General features: G+C 66.7%; 15 protein-coding genes. 8 read left to right on the top strand and 7 right to left on the bottom strand.

The window, feature by feature from the left end; all coding sequences use genetic code 11:
* Positions 1-129: 129 nt before the first annotated feature.
* Positions 130-375 carry a GlsB/YeaQ/YmgE family stress response membrane protein gene (locus AC1DS6_RS02145; RefSeq protein WP_441636139.1) on the bottom strand — a complete coding sequence of 82 codons (246 nt, stop codon included), beginning with the start codon at positions 373-375 and terminating at the stop codon, positions 130-132.
* 31 nt (positions 376-406) lie between these two features.
* A complete protein-coding gene (locus AC1DS6_RS02140) occupies positions 407-811 on the bottom strand; it encodes a hypothetical protein (RefSeq protein WP_447431580.1) in 405 nt (134 codons plus the stop codon).
* A 325-nt stretch (positions 812-1,136) separates the two neighbouring features.
* On the opposite strand from AC1DS6_RS02140, the gene AC1DS6_RS02135 reads away from it, so the two are divergent.
* Both AC1DS6_RS02135 and AC1DS6_RS02130 read left to right on the top strand, forming a co-directional pair.
* On the top strand, positions 1,137-3,446 hold the full coding sequence (locus AC1DS6_RS02135; RefSeq protein WP_477101848.1) for a mechanosensitive ion channel family protein: 2,310 nt from the start codon (positions 1,137-1,139) through the stop codon (positions 3,444-3,446).
* Positions 3,447-3,773: 327 nt separating this feature from the next.
* Positions 3,774-4,934 (top strand): helix-turn-helix transcriptional regulator, encoded by a 1,161-nt coding sequence (locus tag AC1DS6_RS02130; RefSeq protein ID WP_477101847.1) that lies wholly within the window; start codon positions 3,774-3,776, stop codon positions 4,932-4,934.
* 19 nt (positions 4,935-4,953) lie between these two features.
* Here the strand turns inward: AC1DS6_RS02130 and AC1DS6_RS02125 are convergent, their stop codons facing one another.
* Complete coding sequence (locus AC1DS6_RS02125; protein WP_477101846.1) at positions 4,954-5,844, bottom strand: LysR family transcriptional regulator; 891 nt, start codon at positions 5,842-5,844, stop codon at positions 4,954-4,956.
* 146 nt (positions 5,845-5,990) lie between these two features.
* Between AC1DS6_RS02125 and AC1DS6_RS02120 the strand changes: the two genes are divergently transcribed.
* The 5 genes from AC1DS6_RS02120 (at position 5,991) to AC1DS6_RS02100 (ending at position 11,036) form a co-directional block, all read left to right on the top strand.
* Positions 5,991-7,199 carry a CaiB/BaiF CoA transferase family protein gene (locus AC1DS6_RS02120; protein WP_441636863.1) on the top strand — a complete coding sequence of 403 codons (1,209 nt, stop codon included), beginning with the start codon at positions 5,991-5,993 and terminating at the stop codon, positions 7,197-7,199.
* Between the two features lie 70 nt (positions 7,200-7,269).
* Positions 7,270-7,731 carry a MaoC family dehydratase gene (locus tag AC1DS6_RS02115; RefSeq protein ID WP_035863165.1) on the top strand — a complete coding sequence of 154 codons (462 nt, stop codon included), beginning with the start codon at positions 7,270-7,272 and terminating at the stop codon, positions 7,729-7,731.
* 53 nt (positions 7,732-7,784) lie between these two features.
* Positions 7,785-8,822, top strand: coding sequence for a Bug family tripartite tricarboxylate transporter substrate binding protein (locus tag AC1DS6_RS02110; RefSeq protein WP_441636861.1), 1,038 nt, complete (start codon positions 7,785-7,787; stop codon positions 8,820-8,822).
* 46 nt (positions 8,823-8,868) lie between these two features.
* Positions 8,869-10,029, top strand: coding sequence for an acyl-CoA dehydrogenase family protein (locus tag AC1DS6_RS02105; protein WP_477101845.1), 1,161 nt, complete (start codon positions 8,869-8,871; stop codon positions 10,027-10,029).
* Between the two features lie 14 nt (positions 10,030-10,043).
* Positions 10,044-11,036, top strand: coding sequence for an acyl-CoA dehydrogenase family protein (locus AC1DS6_RS02100; RefSeq protein ID WP_441636858.1), 993 nt, complete (start codon positions 10,044-10,046; stop codon positions 11,034-11,036).
* 23 nt (positions 11,037-11,059) lie between these two features.
* Here AC1DS6_RS02100 and AC1DS6_RS02095 read toward each other — a convergent pair whose 3' ends face one another.
* Positions 11,060-11,734: a TetR/AcrR family transcriptional regulator gene (locus AC1DS6_RS02095; RefSeq protein WP_441636856.1), complete on the bottom strand. Its 675-nt coding sequence runs from the start codon at positions 11,732-11,734 to the stop codon at positions 11,060-11,062.
* Between the two features lie 167 nt (positions 11,735-11,901).
* Here AC1DS6_RS02095 and AC1DS6_RS02090 point away from each other — a divergent pair, with 167 nt between their 5' ends.
* Positions 11,902-13,266 carry a protoporphyrinogen/coproporphyrinogen oxidase gene (locus AC1DS6_RS02090; RefSeq protein ID WP_477101844.1) on the top strand — a complete coding sequence of 455 codons (1,365 nt, stop codon included), beginning with the start codon at positions 11,902-11,904 and terminating at the stop codon, positions 13,264-13,266.
* A 49-nt stretch (positions 13,267-13,315) separates the two neighbouring features.
* Here AC1DS6_RS02090 and AC1DS6_RS02085 read toward each other — a convergent pair whose 3' ends face one another.
* The 3 genes from AC1DS6_RS02085 to AC1DS6_RS02075 all read right to left on the bottom strand — a co-directional run bounded on the left by AC1DS6_RS02085 (position 13,316) and on the right by AC1DS6_RS02075 (position 18,267).
* Complete coding sequence (locus AC1DS6_RS02085) at positions 13,316-14,842, bottom strand: SpoVR family protein (RefSeq protein ID WP_035863177.1); 1,527 nt, start codon at positions 14,840-14,842, stop codon at positions 13,316-13,318.
* Between the two features lie 187 nt (positions 14,843-15,029).
* Entirely contained in the window at positions 15,030-16,307 is a 1,278-nt protein-coding gene (locus AC1DS6_RS02080) for a YeaH/YhbH family protein (RefSeq protein ID WP_441630952.1), read from the bottom strand.
* Positions 16,308-16,344: 37 nt separating this feature from the next.
* Positions 16,345-18,267 carry a PrkA family serine protein kinase gene (locus AC1DS6_RS02075; protein WP_035863181.1) on the bottom strand — a complete coding sequence of 641 codons (1,923 nt, stop codon included), beginning with the start codon at positions 18,265-18,267 and terminating at the stop codon, positions 16,345-16,347.
* Positions 18,268-18,505: the final 238 nt, after the last annotated feature.

The raw sequence follows: 18,505 nt of genomic DNA, 5'->3' as shown, positions 1-18,505 counted from the left end.
AGCGCCCATGCCGTCGCGCACGGGATGCTCCCGTGCGCAACGGCTTGCTGCGGCCTTGCGAATGGACGAACGGACGAATGGACGAGTTAATGAACTGACGAGCCGACGGACGCGCGTGTGCCCCGGAACCTAGCGCCTCGTCGCCAGGTGATACAGCAGCAACAGGATGACCGCGCCCACCACGGCACCGATAAAGCCGGCCGACTGTCCAGTCCGGTACCAGCCCAGCGCTTGCCCGAGGAACGTCGCGGCCAGCGAGCCGACAACGCCCAGGCCGGCGGTGAGGAAGAAGCCGCTCGGTCCGCGGCCCGGCGTTAGCATGCGCGCAACCAGCCCGGCGAGAAAGCCGATTAGAACGACCCAGATCAAGTGCATGTCATGCCCCCCCGGCAGCGATGTTCGTTGCTCACTTGCATGCCTTGCCGTGATCCGCATGGAAGCCTTGCGCGGTAGCATCGGCTTCACTCATGTAGGCGCCGCTCTTGGTCTTGCCATAGTACTTCGTGCCGGGGCAGTGATAGACCTTGGAACTCTTGTTGACCCATACCTGACCGGGCCCGCCACCCGGTGCGGCGGCACCGGACGCGGCGGCAGCGGGCGCGGCCGGCTTGGCCATCGGTGCGGTGGTGGCGGGCGCGGCAGGCTTGGCCATCGGCGGGGCGGCCGCGGGAGCGGCCGGCGCCGCCGGCGCGGCCTGGGCACGCGCCAGGTGCGGGATCGAGACGAAGAGCGCGGCGGCCAGCAGCATGGGCAAGCCGACGCGCCGGCTGAACATGGCGGGCGAGACGGTGACGGCTTTCATAGCATTCATGACAGGCTCCTGCGGTAACAATGCCAATGGGACAAGGAAACGACAGGGCTGCAGACAGCCGCAACCCGACCGACACGCAATACCTCACTCAACGGCCCGCATCGCCACTGCGTTGACCGCGAGCCCGGCACCGCACGCGTGCCCCGGCTTTGGGAGGGATCGGTCACACGTACGATGTGCCTCTGAATGCCCATGACGGCAAAGCGCTGGCCGAACAGGGGTGCGGTATCCGCGATGCGCTACAGTGTCAGGCATTCCCCGGCTAGGACCGGCAGCCCTCTACGTGCATGCGATGACGCTCCTGAACAGGTCCCCGAAAACGCCAATGGCCACCACCCGCGCCAGTGGCGCCGCACTGGTTCCGCTGCTGCTTGGGCTGTGGCTCGCGCTGGCCGGCGCCTTGCTGGCGCGCCCGGCGCTCGCGGCGCCGCCCGGACTGGCCACGCTGGCGGCAGCCGTCAAGGCCGACGCCGCGCCGGCCTCGCACCCCGCCGCCAGCGAGCCGCTTGCCCAGTCGCTTGATCAGGTCATCACCACGTTGCAGAGCGACAAGGATCGCAAGGCCCTGGTGGAGCAGTTGCAGACGCTGCGCCAGGGTGTCGATGCGGCCAGCGCGGCGTCGGCGCCGCAGCCGGGCCTGCTCGGGGCGATTGCCGAGGCGGTGGACCACCTCGACGCGACACTGGGCAAGGACAAGGGGCCATGGCATTACTGGCGCTGGCGGATCGATTTCGCCGGCGAGGAGTGGCAGGCCGCGCTGACCGTCAACGGGACCCGCTCGCCGTGGCAATCGGCGCGGGAGTTCTGCACGGTGCTCTCGGCCTGGTTCCTGGCCGGATGGCTGCTGCTGGAGGTCGTCAGGCGGGTGCGCCACCGGCGCATCCGGCCGGCCGTGCGCCACGAGTTGCCGACAGTACCGTCCTGGATGGACGTCGGGCTGTACATGTTGCGCAGGGTGGCGCCGTGGGTCGCGGCCTTCGCCCTGGCGATGCTGCTCTCCAGCAGCATGTTCGAGCGCTCGCCCGCCAGCGTGGCCGGCATGGTGATCGCTTATTCGGTGGTGGCGGGAGCCGTGATGGGTGCGGTGTGCCAGGTCATCTTCGCGCTGTTCAGGTCCGCGCATCGCTCCCACGCGGTGCATGACCTGCTGCTGCACTCGCGCGGGCTGCTGTTCGCCACCGGCGTCCTGGCGGCACTGGGCGACGTCACCAACGACGCCCGGGTGATCGCCTCGCTCGGCACCAACCTCTCGGCGCTGATCTCCACCGTGGCCAATATCGCCGCGGCGCTGCTGATCGCCTGTTTCACGCTGCGCTTTCGCCGGCAGATCGGCCAGATCATCGGCAACCGGCCGCTCGCCTTCCGCCAGGAACATCCCGCCATCATGGATCTGTTGCGCCTGGTGGGCTCGACCTGGCACCTGCCGGTGCTGGCGGTGGTGGTGGCCTCGGTGGCCGGCACAGTGCTGGCCACCGGCCACGCCGACATCTTCCTGCGGCGCACGGTGGGCTCGGTAGCGTTGTTCGTCGCCGCGCTGCTGCTGACGCTCATCACCGGCCGCTCGCCCAAGGCCGCGCACCGCGCGCCACGCTTTCGCGACCGCCAGCGCTCGGCCTACCTGGCGCGTTTCGGGCGCTTCGCCGTGGCGCTGGTACGGGTGGTGATCTGGTTCGCCTACTTCGAACTGGCCAGCCGCATCTGGGGCGTATCGCTGCTCTCGCTGATCGAGTCGACGCCGGTCGGCAAGCGCATCGGAGAGGCGGTGTTCAGCGTGACCAGCACGGTGCTGATGTCCTGGCTGCTGTGGCTGCTGATCGATACGGCCATCACGCAAACGCTGACGCCTGCCTATGGCCGCGGGCAGGCGCCCAGCCTGCGGGCCAAGACCATCCTGCCGCTGGTGCGCAATGCCTTGTTCGTGGCGCTGCTGGTCATCACGCTGATCGTGGTGCTGGCCAACCTCGGCGTCAATGTGACACCGCTGCTGGCCGGCGCCGGCGTGGTCGGCCTGGCGATCGGCTTCGGCGCGCAGAGCCTGGTGCAGGATCTGATCACCGGATTGTTTATCGTGGTGGAAGACTCCATCGCGATCGGCGATTCGGTGGAACTGCCCGACCATGCCGGCACGGTGGAGGCCATGACCATCCGCACCGTGAAGCTGCGCGACGGCAAGGGCGCGCTCCACGTGCTGCCGTACAGCCAGATCAAGGCCATCAAGAACATGTCGCGCGGCTATGCCTATGCCGTGTTCAACATCGGCGTGGCCTATGGCAGCGATCTCGATCGCGCCATCGAACTGATCCGCGAGACCGGCAACGAAGTAGCACGCGATTTCCGTTACGCCCGCAACCTGCTGTCCGGCCTCGATATCCTTGGCCTCGATCGCTTCGACCCCGGCGGGTCGGTGGTGCTGGCCCAGTTCAAGACCCGGCCGCTGACCCAGGCGGAAATCACGCGCGCCTTCAACCTCCGGCTCAAACGCAAGTTTGACCAGCACGGCATCAGCATGGCCACCCAACGGGTGACGGTGCAGGTCGAAGGCGGAACACTCGCCGCTGGCCAGGCAGTTCAGGCCGATGACCTGGCAGCTGGTGCCGCCGCCGCCCGCACGCCAGGCGCCCCCGCCGCCGGCTGAGCCTGCGACGGGATGCACAAGACGCACGCAGAAACGGGTACGCCTTGCCGGCCCGTGTGCCGGGCGGCGGTATTTCAGCGCTGAAATATTTTGAAATAATCGGCAAAACAACAGCTTATACAACACTGCCGTTTGCGAAGTTATGCTCGGATACGCATAATGCCGCCAGCGGTAACGCAGAGAAACGGCGCCCTGTAAAACGGGCGACCCGATCCTGTCCGGTGGCGCACGCCACATCGGAGCCGGCCATCGCGAGCCAGCCGTACCAGCTGGCCAGGAAAAAGCGCAAAGCGGAATCGGGCGAAAGCCACCGGGGAGAAAAACAATATGGGCTACCATCCATCGGCGGACGAAGACTTCCATCGTCTGATCGATTCGATTTATGAGTCGGCGCTTGATGTCACCGCCATGCCTGCCGCGCTCGGCCTCTTCTCCAGCTACACCGACACCGACAGCCCGCATTACCTGGTATGGGACAAGTTGTCCGGGCAGGCACGCCTCGGCGTCACCCCGCACGGCTGCTTCTCGGCGCAAGGCACGCATGTCCCGGAGGGCCTGCACGCGCTGGCGAACCTGCCGGCGCGCACGCTCGCCGTCGCCCACGCGGGCGAAGGCGAGGACGAAGCACCCTGGCGAGCGCCGGCGCATGGCGCCGACCTGGAGCAAGGCATCCGCCTGCTCGATACCGCCGAGGTCTGCGTGCTGATGGGCGGCACCGGCCGCGACGGCCGGCAGGGCGCCGGTTTCGGTGGCACGGACGCCTCGGCCTGCCGCAGCCGGCGTCTGGCGCGCGTGCTGCCGCACTGGGCACGCGCCGCGCGCATGCAGCAGCGCAACTTCGAACTGAGCGGCCTGGCCGCCCTTGGCCTGGCCGGGCTCGATTCGCTCGACTTCGGCGTGATGGTGCTGCAGGCCGACATGCGTGTGCGCTACGCCAATATCTGGGCCGAAGCGCTGGTGCAGGCCGACAGCCAGCTGGCGCTGGAAAACGGTGTGCTCACCGCCCACGATCCCAACCTGCACGTCACGCTGCACAAGCTGCTGGAGCGCGCCATGCATCCCCGCAGTGGCGAGGCGGCGGCCGGCTCGTGGATGCATATCACTTCGGGCGGCCAGCCCGTGCCCATCATCGTGCTGCCGCTGGTGGCGCGCCAGCCGGTGGAAGGCCCGTGGCAACTGCCGTTCGCCATGGTGCTGATGGGCAACTCGGAATCGCGCTCGGTGCTCGACACCTCGGTGCTGACCTCGCTGTTCGGCCTGTCGCGCAAGGAAAGCATCGTCGCCATCCGCCTTGCGGCCGGCGAAACCCTCAACGAAATCGCCGAACGCGAGTTTGTTTCTCCGCATACGGTACGCGTGCATATCCGCGACATCCTGCGCAAGACCGGCACCCACCGCCAAAGCGAACTGGTGCGCCTGCTACACCTGCTGCCGGGCGTGGCGCTGGAACGCGCCGGCACGCCGCGTGGCGGCCGGGTGTCCATCTGATCCAGGCCACGAGCCCGGCCTAGCCGGCCGCGGCGCGGGCTACCTCCAGCAGGCGCTGCACCTGGCGATCGTCGCTGTCGGTGGGCGTGGCCAGCGCAATGCCGATGCGCGCGGCCGGCCGCGGACTGGTCAGCCGCAGGAAACGCACGCGCCGGTTGGTATAGCGCGCCGCCACGCTGGGCACCAGCGCCACCCCCAGGCCGCTCTCCACCAGGCTGACGATGGTCTGCACCTGCACCGCCTCTTGCGTCACACGCGGCACGAAGCCCGCTTGCTGGCAAATCATCATGGCCACCGCCTGGAGGTTTGGCACATCCGCGATCGGATGCATGATGAAGGGCTCGCCGGCGAGTGCCTTGAGCGCGATCGCATCGCTCGCGGCAAAGCGGCTGTCGGCCGGCACCGCGGCCACGAATTCGTCGGTCTCCAGTGGCATGAGCGTATAGCCGCCACTGCTCAGGATGGGAAAGCGCACCAGCCCGGCATCGAGCTGATGGCGCTCCAGCCGGTCCAGGATCGCCGCCGAGGTGGATTCATGCAGGATCAGCTCGATGCCAGGGTGGGCCGCGCGGAACGCCGGGATCAGCCTGGGCAGCAAGGCATAGGTAGCCGATCCGACAAAGCCCACGCGCAACGCGCCGCGTTCGCCATGCGCCGCGGCCAGCGCCGCCGCACGCGCCTGGGCCACGTGGAACAGCGCGCGCCGGGCATCGTGCAGCGCGGCCTCGCCGGCCTGGGTCAGCCGCACCCCGCGCGAAGTGCGCACGAACAGCGGCGTGCCGAGCGAATCCTCCAGCTTGCGGATCGAAATGGATAGTGGCGGCTGCGCCATGTGCAGGCGCTCGGCCGCGCGATGGAAGTTCCCGGTCTCGGCCAGGGCAACGAACTGCTGAATTTGACGAAGGTCCACGTTGATATCCGCTGAATATCGGATCCTAAAAATCTAATATTAGACGCAAACCATTGCCCTGTTCTACCCTGTGACCATCGGCATTCGCACGGCCACACCCGGCCGCAAGCGGCAACCGGCACAAGAACAGACAGGAGACCCCAGGCATGTTGCCCCTCTCAGGCATCCGCGTGATCGACCTATCCACGGTCGTGATGGGCCCGTACGCCAGCCAGTGGCTGGCCGACCTCGGCGCCGAAGTGATCAAGGTGGAACCCCCCGAAGGCGATTCCACGCGGCGCACCGGCCCCGCCGCCGAAGACGGCATGTCGGCCATCTTCCTGGGCGTGAACCGCAGCAAGAAGAGCGTGGCGCTCAATCTCAAGCTGCCCGCGGCCCAGGCCGCGCTGGAGCGCCTGCTGGCGAGCGCCGATGTGTTCGTGCACAGCATGCGCCCGCAGAAGCTGGGCGGTCTGGGGCTGGAACCCGCCGCCGTGATGGCGCGCCATCCGCGCCTGGTCTACGTCAGCTTGCTGGGCTTTGCCGAGGAGGGTCCCTATGGCGGCCGCCCGGCCTACGACGACATCATCCAGGGCTTGTCCGGCAACGCCGCGCTGATGGCGGCGCAAACCGGCACTGTGCGCTATTTCCCCACCATCGCGGCCGACAAGACCAGTGGCCTGGTGGCGGCGCTGTCGATCTCGGCCGCCCTTGCCGGGCGCGAGCGCCAGGGCGGCAAGGGCACGCTGGTGGAAGTGCCGATGTTCGAGTCGATGGTGGCCTTCAACCTGGTCGAACATCTGTACGGCCAGCATTTCGAACCGCCGCGCGGGCCTGCCGGCTATCCGCGCGTGCTGGCGCCACTGCGCCGGCCGTACCAGACCGCCGACGGCCACGTCTGCATGATGCCGTACACCGATGCGCACTGGCGTGACTTCTTTACCGCCGCGGGCCGTCCCGACCTGGCGGCCGACGCGCGTTTCACCGGCATCGCCGCGCGCACGCAGCATATCGAAACGCTGTACGAACTGACCGGCGAAATCGTGCGCGCGCGCACCACCGACGCCTGGCTGGCGCTGTGCGAAACGCTGCAGATCCCGGTCGCGCGCGTCAACCAGCTCGCCGAACTGGTGGACGACCCGCACCTGCGCGCCACCGGCTTCTTCGACATGCTGGACGACCCGGCCATGGGCACGCTGCGCTTTCCCGGCGCACCGGTGCGGTTCGACGGTGAACGCGCGGCGCCGGCACTGCCGCCGCGCCTGGGGGAGCACACCCGCGGACTGCTCGGCGAGGCGGGCCTGACCACCCAGCAGATCGACGAGCTGGGACGGGACGGCGCAGCCTATTGCGCGCCCCCGGCCGCCGACGCCTAACCCCTGCCCCATTCCCGCTCCTAACATAAAGGAAGCCGGCCGCCGATGGCGGCCCTCACCAGGAGACGCCGTGCCCCATACCCAACTTCCCCGCCTCGGCCAGGGCTTTTATTGGCAGGACATCAAGGAAGGCCAGGCCTTCCAGACCTTTCGCCGCACCGTGACCGAGACCGACCTGGTCAACTTCATCTCGGTCACCGGCATGCTGGAGGCCATCTTTATCGAAGCGGGCTACGACGGCGGCGCCATTCATGGCCGGCCCGTGCCCGCCGCGCTGACCTACGCGATGATCGAGGGCTTCATCCTGCAGACCATGATCCAGGGCACCGGGCTGGCCATGCTGGAGCTGACCCAGAAAATCCTGGCCCCGGTGGTGGTAGGCGACACGATCTGGGCCACCGTCACCGTGACGGGCATCCGCCCGACCTCGCGCAACGGCCGCGCCGTGGTGGACTCGGACATCGAGGTCTTTAACCAGCGCCATGAACGCGTCATGACCTATTCCGCCCGGCGCCTGCTGGCCGGCCGCTAGCCCGTTGGCCCAGTTAGCCCGCGGCGCGAGCCGCCAACACCGGAGGAGACTGCATGCCAGGACAAGGCAAGAAGAAAAACGACAAGACGGATAAAGGGACCAGCGCGGCGATTCGCCGCCGCAGCCGCAGGCTCGCCCTGCTGGCCCCAGCGATCCTGGTGCTCGGCGCATTCGCAACCCCTGCCCGCGCCGCCGGCTATCCCGCCCACCCCGTCAAGCTGGTGGTGCCGTTTCCGCCGGGCGGGCCCACCGACCTGGTGTCGCGCGTCATCGCCAGGAAGATGTCGGAGGAACTGGGCCAGCAGGTGATCGTGGACAACCGGCCCGGCGCCAATGGCAATATCGCCGCGGAGCTGGTCGCCAAATCGCCGGCGGATGGCTACACGGTGCTCTACAACACCTCGTCGATCGCGCTAAGCCCGGCGTTGTACAAGCATCTGTCCTACGACGTGCGGCGCGACTTCGCCCCGGTGGCGATGACGGCGATGGTGCCGCTGGTGCTGGAGGTCAACGCCCAGGTACCGGCCACCAACCTGGCCGAGTTCATCCAGTACCTGAAAGCCAACCCCGGCAAGCTGACCTACGGCTCGGCCGGCAACGGCAACGTGACCCACCTCGCGGCCTTCCTGTTCCTGCAGGCCAACGGCCTGTCGGCGGTGCACGCGCCCTACAAGGGCAGCGCGCCGGCGCTGACCGACCTGGCCGGCGGCCAGGTGCAGTTCATGACCGACACCATCAACTCCTCGCTGCCGTTTATCCGCGACAAGCGCATGAAGGCGCTCGCGGTGACCAGCATCACGCGCAGCGCGCAACTGCCCGATGTGCCGACCGTGGCCGAGACCGTGATGCCTGGCTTTGAGGTGGGCGCCTGGCAAGGCATGCTGGTGCCGGCCAGGACGCCGCCCGAGATCGTGCAAAAACTCAACGCCGCCACGCTCAAGGCGCTGGCCGCGCCGGACGTGCGCGCCAGCCTGGCCGCGCAGGGCGCCGAGCCGCGCGGCAACAGCCCCGAAGCCTACGGGAAGTACCTGGCGCAGGAAATCACGCGCTGGCAAAAGGTGGTGAAGGACTCCGGCGTGACGCTGGAATGATCCGCCCCTTCCCCATCGCGCGCACCGCCTGTCACGGAGAACCGTCTTGACTTCCCTGCTGAGTACCTTCCAACTCACCGCCCTGCCACCGGCGGCTGCCGCCTTCCGGCGCGAGGTGAAAGCCTTCCTCGCCGAACATCTGCCCGAACTGCCGCCCGAGAAGCGCGCGCGCTCCTGGATGGGCTTCAACGCCCGTTTCAGCCGCGCGCTCGCGGGCCGCGGCTGGGTGGGCATCACCTTGCCCGCGCAATACGGCGGCGCCGGACTCGATCCGTTCTCGCGCTTCGTGCTGGTGGAGGAACTGCTGGCCTGCGGCGCCCCGGTTTCGGCCCACTGGATTGCCGACCGCCAAAGCGGGCCGCTGATCCTGCGCTACGGCAGCGACGAGCAGAAAGCCTTCTACCTGCCCCGCATCTGCAAGGGCGAGGCCTTCTTCTGCATCGGCATGAGCGAGCCCAACTCCGGCTCCGACCTCGCCAGCGTGGCCACCCGCGCCGTGCCCGAGCCGGACGGCGGCTGGCGCCTGAACGGCCGCAAGATCTGGACGACCAATGCCGACCGCTGCCACTACATGCTGGCGCTGGTGCGCACCTCCGGCAATGCCGAGGACCGCCAGCGCGGTTTGTCGCAGGTCATCGTCGACCTGTCCGCGCCAGGCGTCACGGTGCGCCCGATTCATGACCTGGCGGGCGATGCGCACTTCTCCGAAGTCAGCTTCGAGGACGTGATGCTGCCCGCGCAGGCACTGGTCGGCCGCGAAGGCAGCGGCTGGGAACAGGTCAACGCGGAGCTGGCCTTCGAGCGCAGCGGGCCGGAACGGCTGTATTCCAGCGTGGTGCTGCTCGATACCTGGATCGCGGCGCTGCGGCGCGTGCCGGAGGCGCGGCGCGACACCGTCACCATCGGCCGGCTGGCGGCCAGGCTGGCGGTGCTGCGCGCCATGTCGCTGGCGGTCACGGCCCGGCTCGCCGCTGGCGAAAGCCCGGTGGTGGAAGCCGCGCTGGTCAAGGACCTTGGCACGGAGTTCGAACAGTCCATCCCCGCGCTGGCCGAAGCCGCGCTGGGCGCCGACCCGCAACTCGCCGCCGATCCCGGCCTGTACCGCACCCTGGCCTATGTCAGCCAGGTCGCACCATCCTATTCGCTGCGCGGTGGCACGCGCGAGATCCTGCGCGGCATGATCGCCCGGGGCCTTGGCCTGCGCTGAACCGGAGTTCCAACATGCATAACGCTTACTCGGACGCGCTCGATACCGTGCTGCGCGACTGCTGCACGCCCGCCGCAGTCCGCGCCGTGGAACGCGGCGAAGATCACCAGCCGCTATGGCAGGCGCTGCAAGACAGCGGCTTTGCCGACTGCCTGCTGCCGGAGGACGCCGGCGGCGCCGGCCTGCCGCTGGACGACCTGGCGCCGGTGTTGTTTACGCTGGGCCGTCATGCGGTGCCCTTGCCGCTGGGCCAGACGCTGTTCGCCCGCGCGCTGCTGCATGCCGCCGGGCTGGCGGTGCCGCCCGAGCCCATCGCGCTCGCGAGCTTCGACAGCGGCGCGGATACCGCGCTGGTACCCGGGGGCGCGCAGGCGGCGTGGTTCCTGGTGCAGGAAGACACGCACTGCGTGCTGCTGCCGCGCGCCCAGGCACAGGCCAGCGCGACCGGCGTCCATGCGGACCTCGCCGTGAGCCTGCCGCGCCCCCCGCGCGATGGCTTGCCCGCCTTCACGCTGCCGGCCGGTGCCCTGCGCCAGACCGGCGCCTGCCTGCATGCCGCGCAACTGGCTGGCGCGATGTCGCATGTATTCGAGATGACGCTGCAATATGCCAACGACCGCCAGCAGTTCGGCCGCGCCATTGGCAAGTTCCAGGCCATCCAGCACCAGATCAGCATCATGGCCGAGCACGTCACCGCCGCGCGCATGGCCGCGCAGATCGCCTGCGCCGCCGGTGGCTGGCGGCCGGACCCGCTGCGCGCGGCCATCGGCAAGCTCAACGCCAGCGAGGCCGTCACGCCGGTGGCTGCCATCGCGCACGCCGTGCACGGCGCCATCGGCATCACCGAGGAATACGACCTGCAACTCTATACGCGCCGCCTGCATGCCTGGCGGCTGGCAGACGGGTCGGAAACGTACTGGGCGCGGGTGGTGGGTGAACTGGTGTGCGGCCAGGCCGGGCCAGGGGTGGTGGATACGGTGCGTGGCTGGAGTACCGACGCGGCCTGAACCGCAGAGCCGGCCAGGCCGGCCTAGCCGGCTTCCGGCTCGCGCTGCAGCAGGCCCCAGCACTGGCGAACGAGTTCGTCCTCCAGCGCAGGGCTGCCGAGCAGGGGCGAGCGCTCCAGCGAGGCCGCCCGCACCACGCCGAACAAGGCGCGGGTCAGCGCAAACATCTGGGCCGGGGCAGGCACCCGCAGCGCGCCCATGCCGAGCGCCTGCAGTTGCGCGCCAATCCGTTCGCTGGCCATGCGCAGCGCCGCCACGGCGTCTTCGTCGCGGTCGTGGCGCCAGGCCAGGCGGGCCAGCGCGCGGGTGTGGTCATCGTACCCGCCGAAACTGAGCACATAAGCCTGTACATAGGCGCGCAGCGCGGCGCGGGCGGCTTCCTTCCCGGACATGCCCGCCGTGGCCGGCACCGCCGCCATGCGCTCGGCCAGCATCGTTTCCAGCGCGATCATGGCGGCGTCGCGCTGTTGCTCGATCAAGGCCCGGAGGATGGCCGCGCGGTCGGCGAAGTACTGGTAGAGCGAGCCGACCGATACGCCCGCCAGGGCGGCGATCTGCTCGGTGGTAGGTTCGGGCTGGCCACGCATCTCGTGTTCCGCGAACAATTTCGCCGCGGCCTGCAAGATGGCTTGCACGGTATGTTGCGCGCGCTGCTGCGAGGGCTGGCGGCGCTTGGGCGGTTCGGTGGCGGCGGGCATGATGGAATCTGAGCGGAAAGCGAATTGGCCGGCATGCGGTAAGCCGCTAGATTGTCGCACGCTGCCCGTCACGCACGGGCCATCGAGACAGGTCCCAGATCATGCATGCCGCTTCCTCGCCGTCACCCGTTCCACCAACATCGACAGAGCCGGTTTACGCCCCCGGCGTGCACCGCGCGCCTACCGCGATCGTAGCCGGCGCCGGCATTGCCGGCCTGTGCGCGGCGGATGCACTCGCGCGTGCCGGCGTGCAGGTGCGCGTGTTCGAAGCCGCCCAGGAGGCTGGCGGCCGCATGCGCACTGAAACCTTCGGACGGCATGTGATCGAATGCGGCGCGCAGTTCCTGTCCACCGGCTATACGGTGCTAACGGCACTGGCTCGGCAGCTAGGCCTGGCTGGCGGCCTGCGCGCAGCCAGCCAGGTCAGCGCGGTGATACGGCAAGGCCGCCCGTGCCGCGTGCGCGCGCAGAGCATGCTGGACCCGCTGCGCAGCGGCCTGCTGGGACTGCCAGCCTGGCTGCGCCTGGGGCTGGCGCTGGGCCGTGAAGGCCGCGCACTGCGCACGCTCCCGCTCAACGACCTGCGCCAATGGGCTCGCTACGACGAGGAATCCGCCAGCGAGTGGCTTGACCGCCGTGGCTGCGGCGAAGCGCTCGCCTACGTCACGGAGCCATTGCTGCAAGGCTTCTATTTCCTCACGCCGGAAACATCATCCGCGGCGCTGATGCTGCTGGCCAGCGGCTTCGGCGCGCGCCGCTGCAGCACCACCTCGCTGGCCGGCGGCATGCAGAGCCTGCCGCGCGCGCTGGCGGGCCCGCTACGTGTGGAAACAGGACGGCGTGTCGATGCCATCCGCCAGCAAGACACCGGCGTGGTAGTGAGCGGTGCGGGCTTCGAAGCCCGCGCCGACTTTGTCGTGTGCGCGTTGCCGGCACCATTCGCCCGGCAAGCCTGGCCGGGCGCGGACGCGCTGGAGCGCCGCCTGCTCGCCACCGGCTACAGCCGCACCATCAACCTGTCGCTGCTCGCGCGGCCTGATTTCCGTGTGCCGCGGGCCCTGGCGGGCACCTATGGCGTGCTGGTGCCGCGTGCCGAGCGCCGCCATGTGGCCGCACTGGCACTGGATGCGGGAAAGCACCACCTTGGCGACCCCGCCAACGGACACGGACAGGTGATCCAGGTCATGCTGGAAGACCGCCCCGCCGCCGACCGGCTGGGCGCAAGCGATGCGCAAATCCTCGCCGACGTGCTGCCCGAGGTCGAGCGCCACCTGCCGGGGATTTCACGTCAGATAGAGGACTGCCTGGTCACGCGCTGGGCGCAGGCGATGCCCGCCGTGCCGGTCGGCCGCGCCGCCGATGTGCGGGCGTACCGCAGCCGTCCGCCTGCACCACGGCAACGGGTCTTCCTGGCGGGGGACTATATGAACGCGCCCTTCACGGAGGCTGCCGCGGCGACCGGGCACTGGGCCGCGGAGGCCATCATGCGGACGCTTCAGGCGGCGGCACGGGCCGGCGCGCGGCCGGCGTGACGCCGCGCGCGGACAACCGACAGCAGCCGCCCGCGCGGTAACGAAGCGATCAAGCGGCCTTGCGATGCCGGCGTTCCGGCTTGCATTCGTACTTGGATTCGCGGCGACCGTCTTCGTAGGCCACCTCCAGCCGCACCGTGAAACCCCACAGCCGCGTGACGTGGCGGATCACCTCATCGAAGTTCTGCGCCAGCGGACGGCGGTCGTTCTGCAGGTGGCGCAGCGTCAGCGAGCGGTCGCCGCCCACATCCACGTTGGTGATCTGGATATTGGGCTCCATGTTCGACAAGTCGTACTGGTTGGCCAGCAACTGCCGGATATTCCGGTAGCCCTCGTCGTCATGGATGGCGGTCACGCGCAGCTTGCCTTCGCGGTCGTCGTCGAGCACGGAGAACAGCTTGAGCTCACGGATCACGCGCGGCGACAGGAACTGCAGCAGGAAGCTCTCGTCCTTGAAGTTGCGCATGGCGAAATCGAGCGTCTTGCGCCAGTCGCTGCCGGCGAATTCCGGAGCCCAGCGATAGTCTTCCTCGGTCGGGTTCTCGCACATGCGGCGCAGGTCCTGGAACATCAGGAAACCCACGGTGTACGGGTTGAGGCCGCTGTAGTACGGGCTGTTGTACGGCGGCTGGTAAATCACGTTGGTGTGCGCCTGCAGCAATTCCATCATGAAGGCGTCGTTGACCAGGCCTTCTTCATATAGCTGGTGCAGGATGGTGTAGTGCCAGAACGTGGCCCAGCCTTCGTTCATGACCTTGGTCTGGCGCTGCGGATAGAAGTACTGCGCGATCTTGCGCACGATGCGCACGATCTCGCGCTGCCAGGGCGCGAGCTTGGGCGCATTCTTCTCGATGAAGTAGAGCAGGTTTTCCTGCGGCTCCGGCGGGAAGGGCACATCGCGCTCCAGCCCTTCATCGTCTTCGAGCGCGTGCGCGCGGTGCTTGGGCAGGGTGCGCCACAGGTCGTTGACCTGCGTCTGCAGGTAATTCTCCCGCTCGGTCTGGCGCGCCTGCTCCTCGGCAATGGAGAGCTTCTTGGGGCGCTTGTAGCGATCCACGCCGTAGTTCTGCAGCGCGTGGCAGGAATCCAGCAACTGTTCCACTTCCTGCTCGCCGTAACGCTGCTCGCATTCGGCTACATAGTTCTTGGCGAACAGCAGGTAGTCGATGATGGCGTCCGCATTGGTCCAGGTGCGGAACAGGTAGTTGCCCTTGAAGAAGGAGTTGTGGCCATAGCAGGCGTGCGCGATTGTCAGCGCCTGCATTGGCATGGTGTTCTCCTCCATCAGGTAGGCAATGCAGGGATTCGAGTTGATCACGATCTCGTAGGCCAGCCCCATATGCCCGCGCTGGTAGCTGCGCTCCGACGCCAGGAAATGCTTGCCATACGACCAGTGGTTGTAGCCGACGGGCAGCCCGGACGACGCGTACGCGTCGAGCATCTGCTCGGCGGTAATGATCTCGACCTGATTGGGATAGGTGTCCAGGCCGAAATCGCCGGCAATGCGGGCGATTTCGCGGTCATAGCGCTGGATCAGCTCGAAGGTCCACTCCGAGCCGGTGGAGAGATATGCCATTTACGACCCCCGTTGCGGGTGAAGCCCATGCCCGCGTGTCAGTCTCAAAACGACCTTGGGTTGTTCCCCTCTCCCGCGAGCGGGAGAGGGGGCGGGGAAGAGGGCGGGTGCATCGACGAAGCGTCCGCGCCTGAAAACCATCCCTCTCCCCTACCTCTCCCCAGAGGGGAGAGGGGGAAAACCTGCCTCAGCGGCTCGACGGCCAGGCCGCTTTCTTCTGGAACAGGTCATGCAGCACGGGATAGATCTCGTCCGGCCCGATGATGCGCTGCATGGCGAAGTTCTCGTAGCGCTCCTTCACCGCCAGATACTCTTCCCAGAGATTCTGCGGTTCCTCCGAAGCCACCTCCACATAGGCGTAATACTGCACCAGCGGCAGGATGGACTCGCGCAGCAAGCGCCCGCACAACTCCGAATCGCCCGCCCAGTTGTCGCCGTCCGACGCCTGGGCGCAGTAGATATTCCACTGGCTGGCGGGGTAGCGGTCGTGGATCACCTCGACCATCAGCTTGAGCGCGCTGGATACAACCGTACCACCGGATTCGCGCGAATGGAAGAAATCCTCCTCGTTGACTTCCTTCGCCACCGTGTGATGGCGAATGAACACCACGTCGATGCGATCGTAGTTGCGCTTGAGGAATAGATACAGAAGCATGAAGAAGCGCTTGGCGAGATCCTTGCGGCTCTCGTCCATGGAACCCGAGACGTCCATCAGGCAGAACATCACCGCCTGCGCCTGCGGCCGCTTCTTCAGCACGCGGTTGTTGTACCGCAGGTCGAGCTTCTCGATAAAGGGCACGCGTTCCACGCAGGAGCGCAGGTGGCGCATCTCCTTCATCAGTTCCAGCGCGCGTGCCGAATAAGGCCCGTCCTGCTCCAGCACCTCGCCATATTCCTGCTCCAGCAGCACGAGTTTTTTCTGGTAGGGGCTCGACAAGGCGATGCGCCGCCCGAGCGAGCTTCGCATCGTGCGCAGGATGGACAGATTGGAAGGGGTACCGTCGATGGAGAAGCCAGCCCTGACCTTGCGGACCTCGGCGATCTTGGCGAGGTGGCGCTTGGCCATGTCCGGCAGCGCCATGTCCTCGAAAAAGAAGTTGAGGAAATCCTCGCGCGACAGGGTGAAGACGAAATCATCCTCGCCTTCGCCCGAATCGCTCGCCTTGGAGCCGCCTCCACCGCCGCCTTGCTGCTGGCGGTCGAAGCTATCCCCCCGGACAAATTTCTTGTTGCCCGGATGGATCCACTCCCGCCGGCCGCCCTGGCCGTGGTGGAAGGCAGGTTCGGAGATGTCCTTGACCGGAATGGACACCTGCCCGCTTTGCTCGATGTCCATGATCTTCCGGCCGGACACCGCCTTCGCTACCGCCTGGCGTATCTGCTCGCGGTAGCGTTTGATGAAGCGTTGCTGGTTGACGGCACTCTTGTTGCCGCCGTTCTCGCGCCGATCGATGACCGTGGCCATATGCTTGCCCTCTTGGAGAGGCCTCGTCCAGGCGCCGTTACGATGATTTTCTTACGCGCAAATACCACTCCACAAGTAAGCGGACCTGCTTCGCCGTGTAGCCTTTCTCAACCATGCGGTTGACGAAATTCGCGTGCTTGTCCTGGTCCTCGCGAGAGGACTTGGCGTTGAACGAGATCACGGGCAGCAAGTCTTCGGTGGTGGAGAACATGCGCTTCTCGATCACCATGCGCAACTTCTCGTAGCTGGTCCACGCGGGGTTCTTGCCCGCGTTGTTGGCCCGCGCCCGCAGCACGAAGTTGACGATCTCGTTGCGGAAGTCCTTGGGGTTGGATATCCCCGCGGGTTTTTCCACTTTCTCCAGCTCGTCGTTCAGCGCATTGCGGTCGAGAATCTCGCCGGTGTTCGGGTCGCGATATTCCTGGTCCTGGATCCACAGGTCGGCAAACACCACGTAGCGGTCGAAGATGTTCTGGCCGTATTCGGAGTACGACTCCAGGTAAGCAGTCTGGATCTCCTTGCCGATGAAATCCACGAACGGCGCGGTCAGATACTCCTTGATGTAAGACCGCAGCTTGGCCTCCTGTTCCGGCGGGAACTGCTCGCGCTCGATCTGTTGCTCGAGCACATAGAGCAGGTGCACCGGATTGGCGGCCACCTCGGTGTTGTCGAAATTGAAGACCTTAGACAAGACCTTGAAGGCAAAGCGCGTGGACAAGCCGTTCATGCCTTCGTCGATGCCGGCGTAGTCGCGGTACTCCTGGTACGACTTGGCCTTGGGGTCGACGTCCTTCAGGCTCTCGCCGTCATAGACGCGCATCTTGGAGAAGATGTTCGAATTCTCCGGCTCCTTGATGCGGGTGAGCACGGCGAACTGTCCCATCATCTTCAAGGTGTTGGGCGCGCAGGGCGCGGCCGACAGCGAACTGCTGCGCAGCAGCTTGTCATAGATCTTCACCTCGTCCGACACGCGCAGGCAGTACGGCACCTTGACGATGTAGATCCGGTCGAGGAAAGCCTCGTTGTTCTTGTCCGCCTTGAAGGTCGTCCACTCGGCCTCGTTCGAGTGCGCCAGGATGACGCCGTCGAAGGGGATCGCGCCGAAGCCTTCGGTACCCTTGTAGTTTCCTTCCTGGGTGGCGGTCAGCAACGGGTGCAGGACCTTGATAGGCGCCTTGAACATTTCGACGAACTCGAGCAACCCGCGGTTGGCCAGGCAGAGGCCTCCGGAGTACGAGTAAGCATCTGGATCGTCCTGCGGGAAATCTTCCAGCTTGCGGATATCGACCTTACCGACCAGCGAGGAGATGTCCTGGTTGTTTTCATCGCCGGGCTCCGTCTTCGAGATCGCGATCTGCGAGAGCACCGAGGGACGCAGCTTGACCACACGGAAGCGCGTGATGTCACCGTTGAACTCGTGCAGGCGCTTGACGGCCCATGGCGAGGCGATGGTGTTGAGATAACGCACCGGGATGCCATAGTCCTCTTCCAGAATCTTGCCGTCCTCCTCGGGCGAGAACAGCCCGAGCGGCGATTCATGGATCGGCGAGCCCTTCAATGCGTAGATGGGAACCTGCTCCATCAGCGCCTTGAGTTTTTCCGCCAGCGAGGACTTGCCACCGCCCGGAGGCCCGAGCAGGTAGAGGATCTGCTTGCGTTCCTCGAGACCCTGGGCGGCATGCTTGAAGAACGCGACGATCTGCTCGATCGTGTCTTCCATGCCGTAGAACTCGCGGAAGGCCGGATAGATCCTGATGACCTTGTTGAAGAACAGGCGGGACAGCCGAGGATCGTGGTGGGTGTCCACCAGTTCAGGCTGACCGATGGCGGCGAGCATGCGCTCGGCCGCGGTCGCATAGGCGGAAGGATCCTTCTTGCAGATATCCAGATACTCCTGGATGCTGTATTCCTCTTCCTTGCGAGCTTCGAAGCGTGTGGCGTAGTGGCCGAAAATGTCCATACCTCACTCCCGTCAGAGTCCCGTCCGAGGCGATGGTAGATCTACTACATCTACTACAACTCAAGATTCCGCGGCAGCGCTTGCGGCTCCGCCACCCCGGCTTGGCGGTGCTGCCATGTTGCGAAATCTTTACTTAATCATAGTCAAATAACGGCAGGAACTGAGACTCGGTTGACGAACTTTGCAACTGTGCAACGGATCCGCTCGACTCACCGTACCACCACCCCAGGCCCCGCTC

This window comes from Cupriavidus sp. 05L310 (assembly GCF_056398185.1).
The sequence above is the reverse complement of the archived record's forward strand: the minus strand, read 5'-3'. Positions and strand labels throughout refer to the sequence as shown.

What these genes read in the sequence shown, in the direction of transcription:
- AC1DS6_RS02095 (WP_441636856.1), bottom strand. Translation starts at nt 11,734, where the DNA reads ATGCCCGCCGCCACCGAACCGCCCAAGCGCCGCCAGCCCTCGCAGCAG.
- AC1DS6_RS02080 (WP_441630952.1), bottom strand. Translation starts at nt 16,307, where the DNA reads ATGGCCACGGTCATCGATCGGCGCGAGAACGGCGGCAACAAGAGTGCC.
- AC1DS6_RS02120 (WP_441636863.1), top strand. Translation starts at nt 5,991, where the DNA reads ATGTTGCCCCTCTCAGGCATCCGCGTGATCGACCTATCCACGGTCGTG.
- AC1DS6_RS02075 (WP_035863181.1), bottom strand. Translation starts at nt 18,267, where the DNA reads ATGGACATTTTCGGCCACTACGCCACACGCTTCGAAGCTCGCAAGGAA.
- AC1DS6_RS02135 (WP_477101848.1), top strand. Translation starts at nt 1,137, where the DNA reads ATGGCCACCACCCGCGCCAGTGGCGCCGCACTGGTTCCGCTGCTGCTT.
- AC1DS6_RS02130 (WP_477101847.1), top strand. Translation starts at nt 3,774, where the DNA reads ATGGGCTACCATCCATCGGCGGACGAAGACTTCCATCGTCTGATCGAT.
- AC1DS6_RS02140 (WP_447431580.1), bottom strand. Translation starts at nt 811, where the DNA reads ATGAATGCTATGAAAGCCGTCACCGTCTCGCCCGCCATGTTCAGCCGG.
- AC1DS6_RS02085 (WP_035863177.1), bottom strand. Translation starts at nt 14,842, where the DNA reads ATGGCATATCTCTCCACCGGCTCGGAGTGGACCTTCGAGCTGATCCAG.
- AC1DS6_RS02100 (WP_441636858.1), top strand. Translation starts at nt 10,044, where the DNA reads ATGCATAACGCTTACTCGGACGCGCTCGATACCGTGCTGCGCGACTGC.
- AC1DS6_RS02145 (WP_441636139.1), bottom strand. Translation starts at nt 375, where the DNA reads ATGCACTTGATCTGGGTCGTTCTAATCGGCTTTCTCGCCGGGCTGGTT.
- AC1DS6_RS02110 (WP_441636861.1), top strand. Translation starts at nt 7,785, where the DNA reads ATGCCAGGACAAGGCAAGAAGAAAAACGACAAGACGGATAAAGGGACC.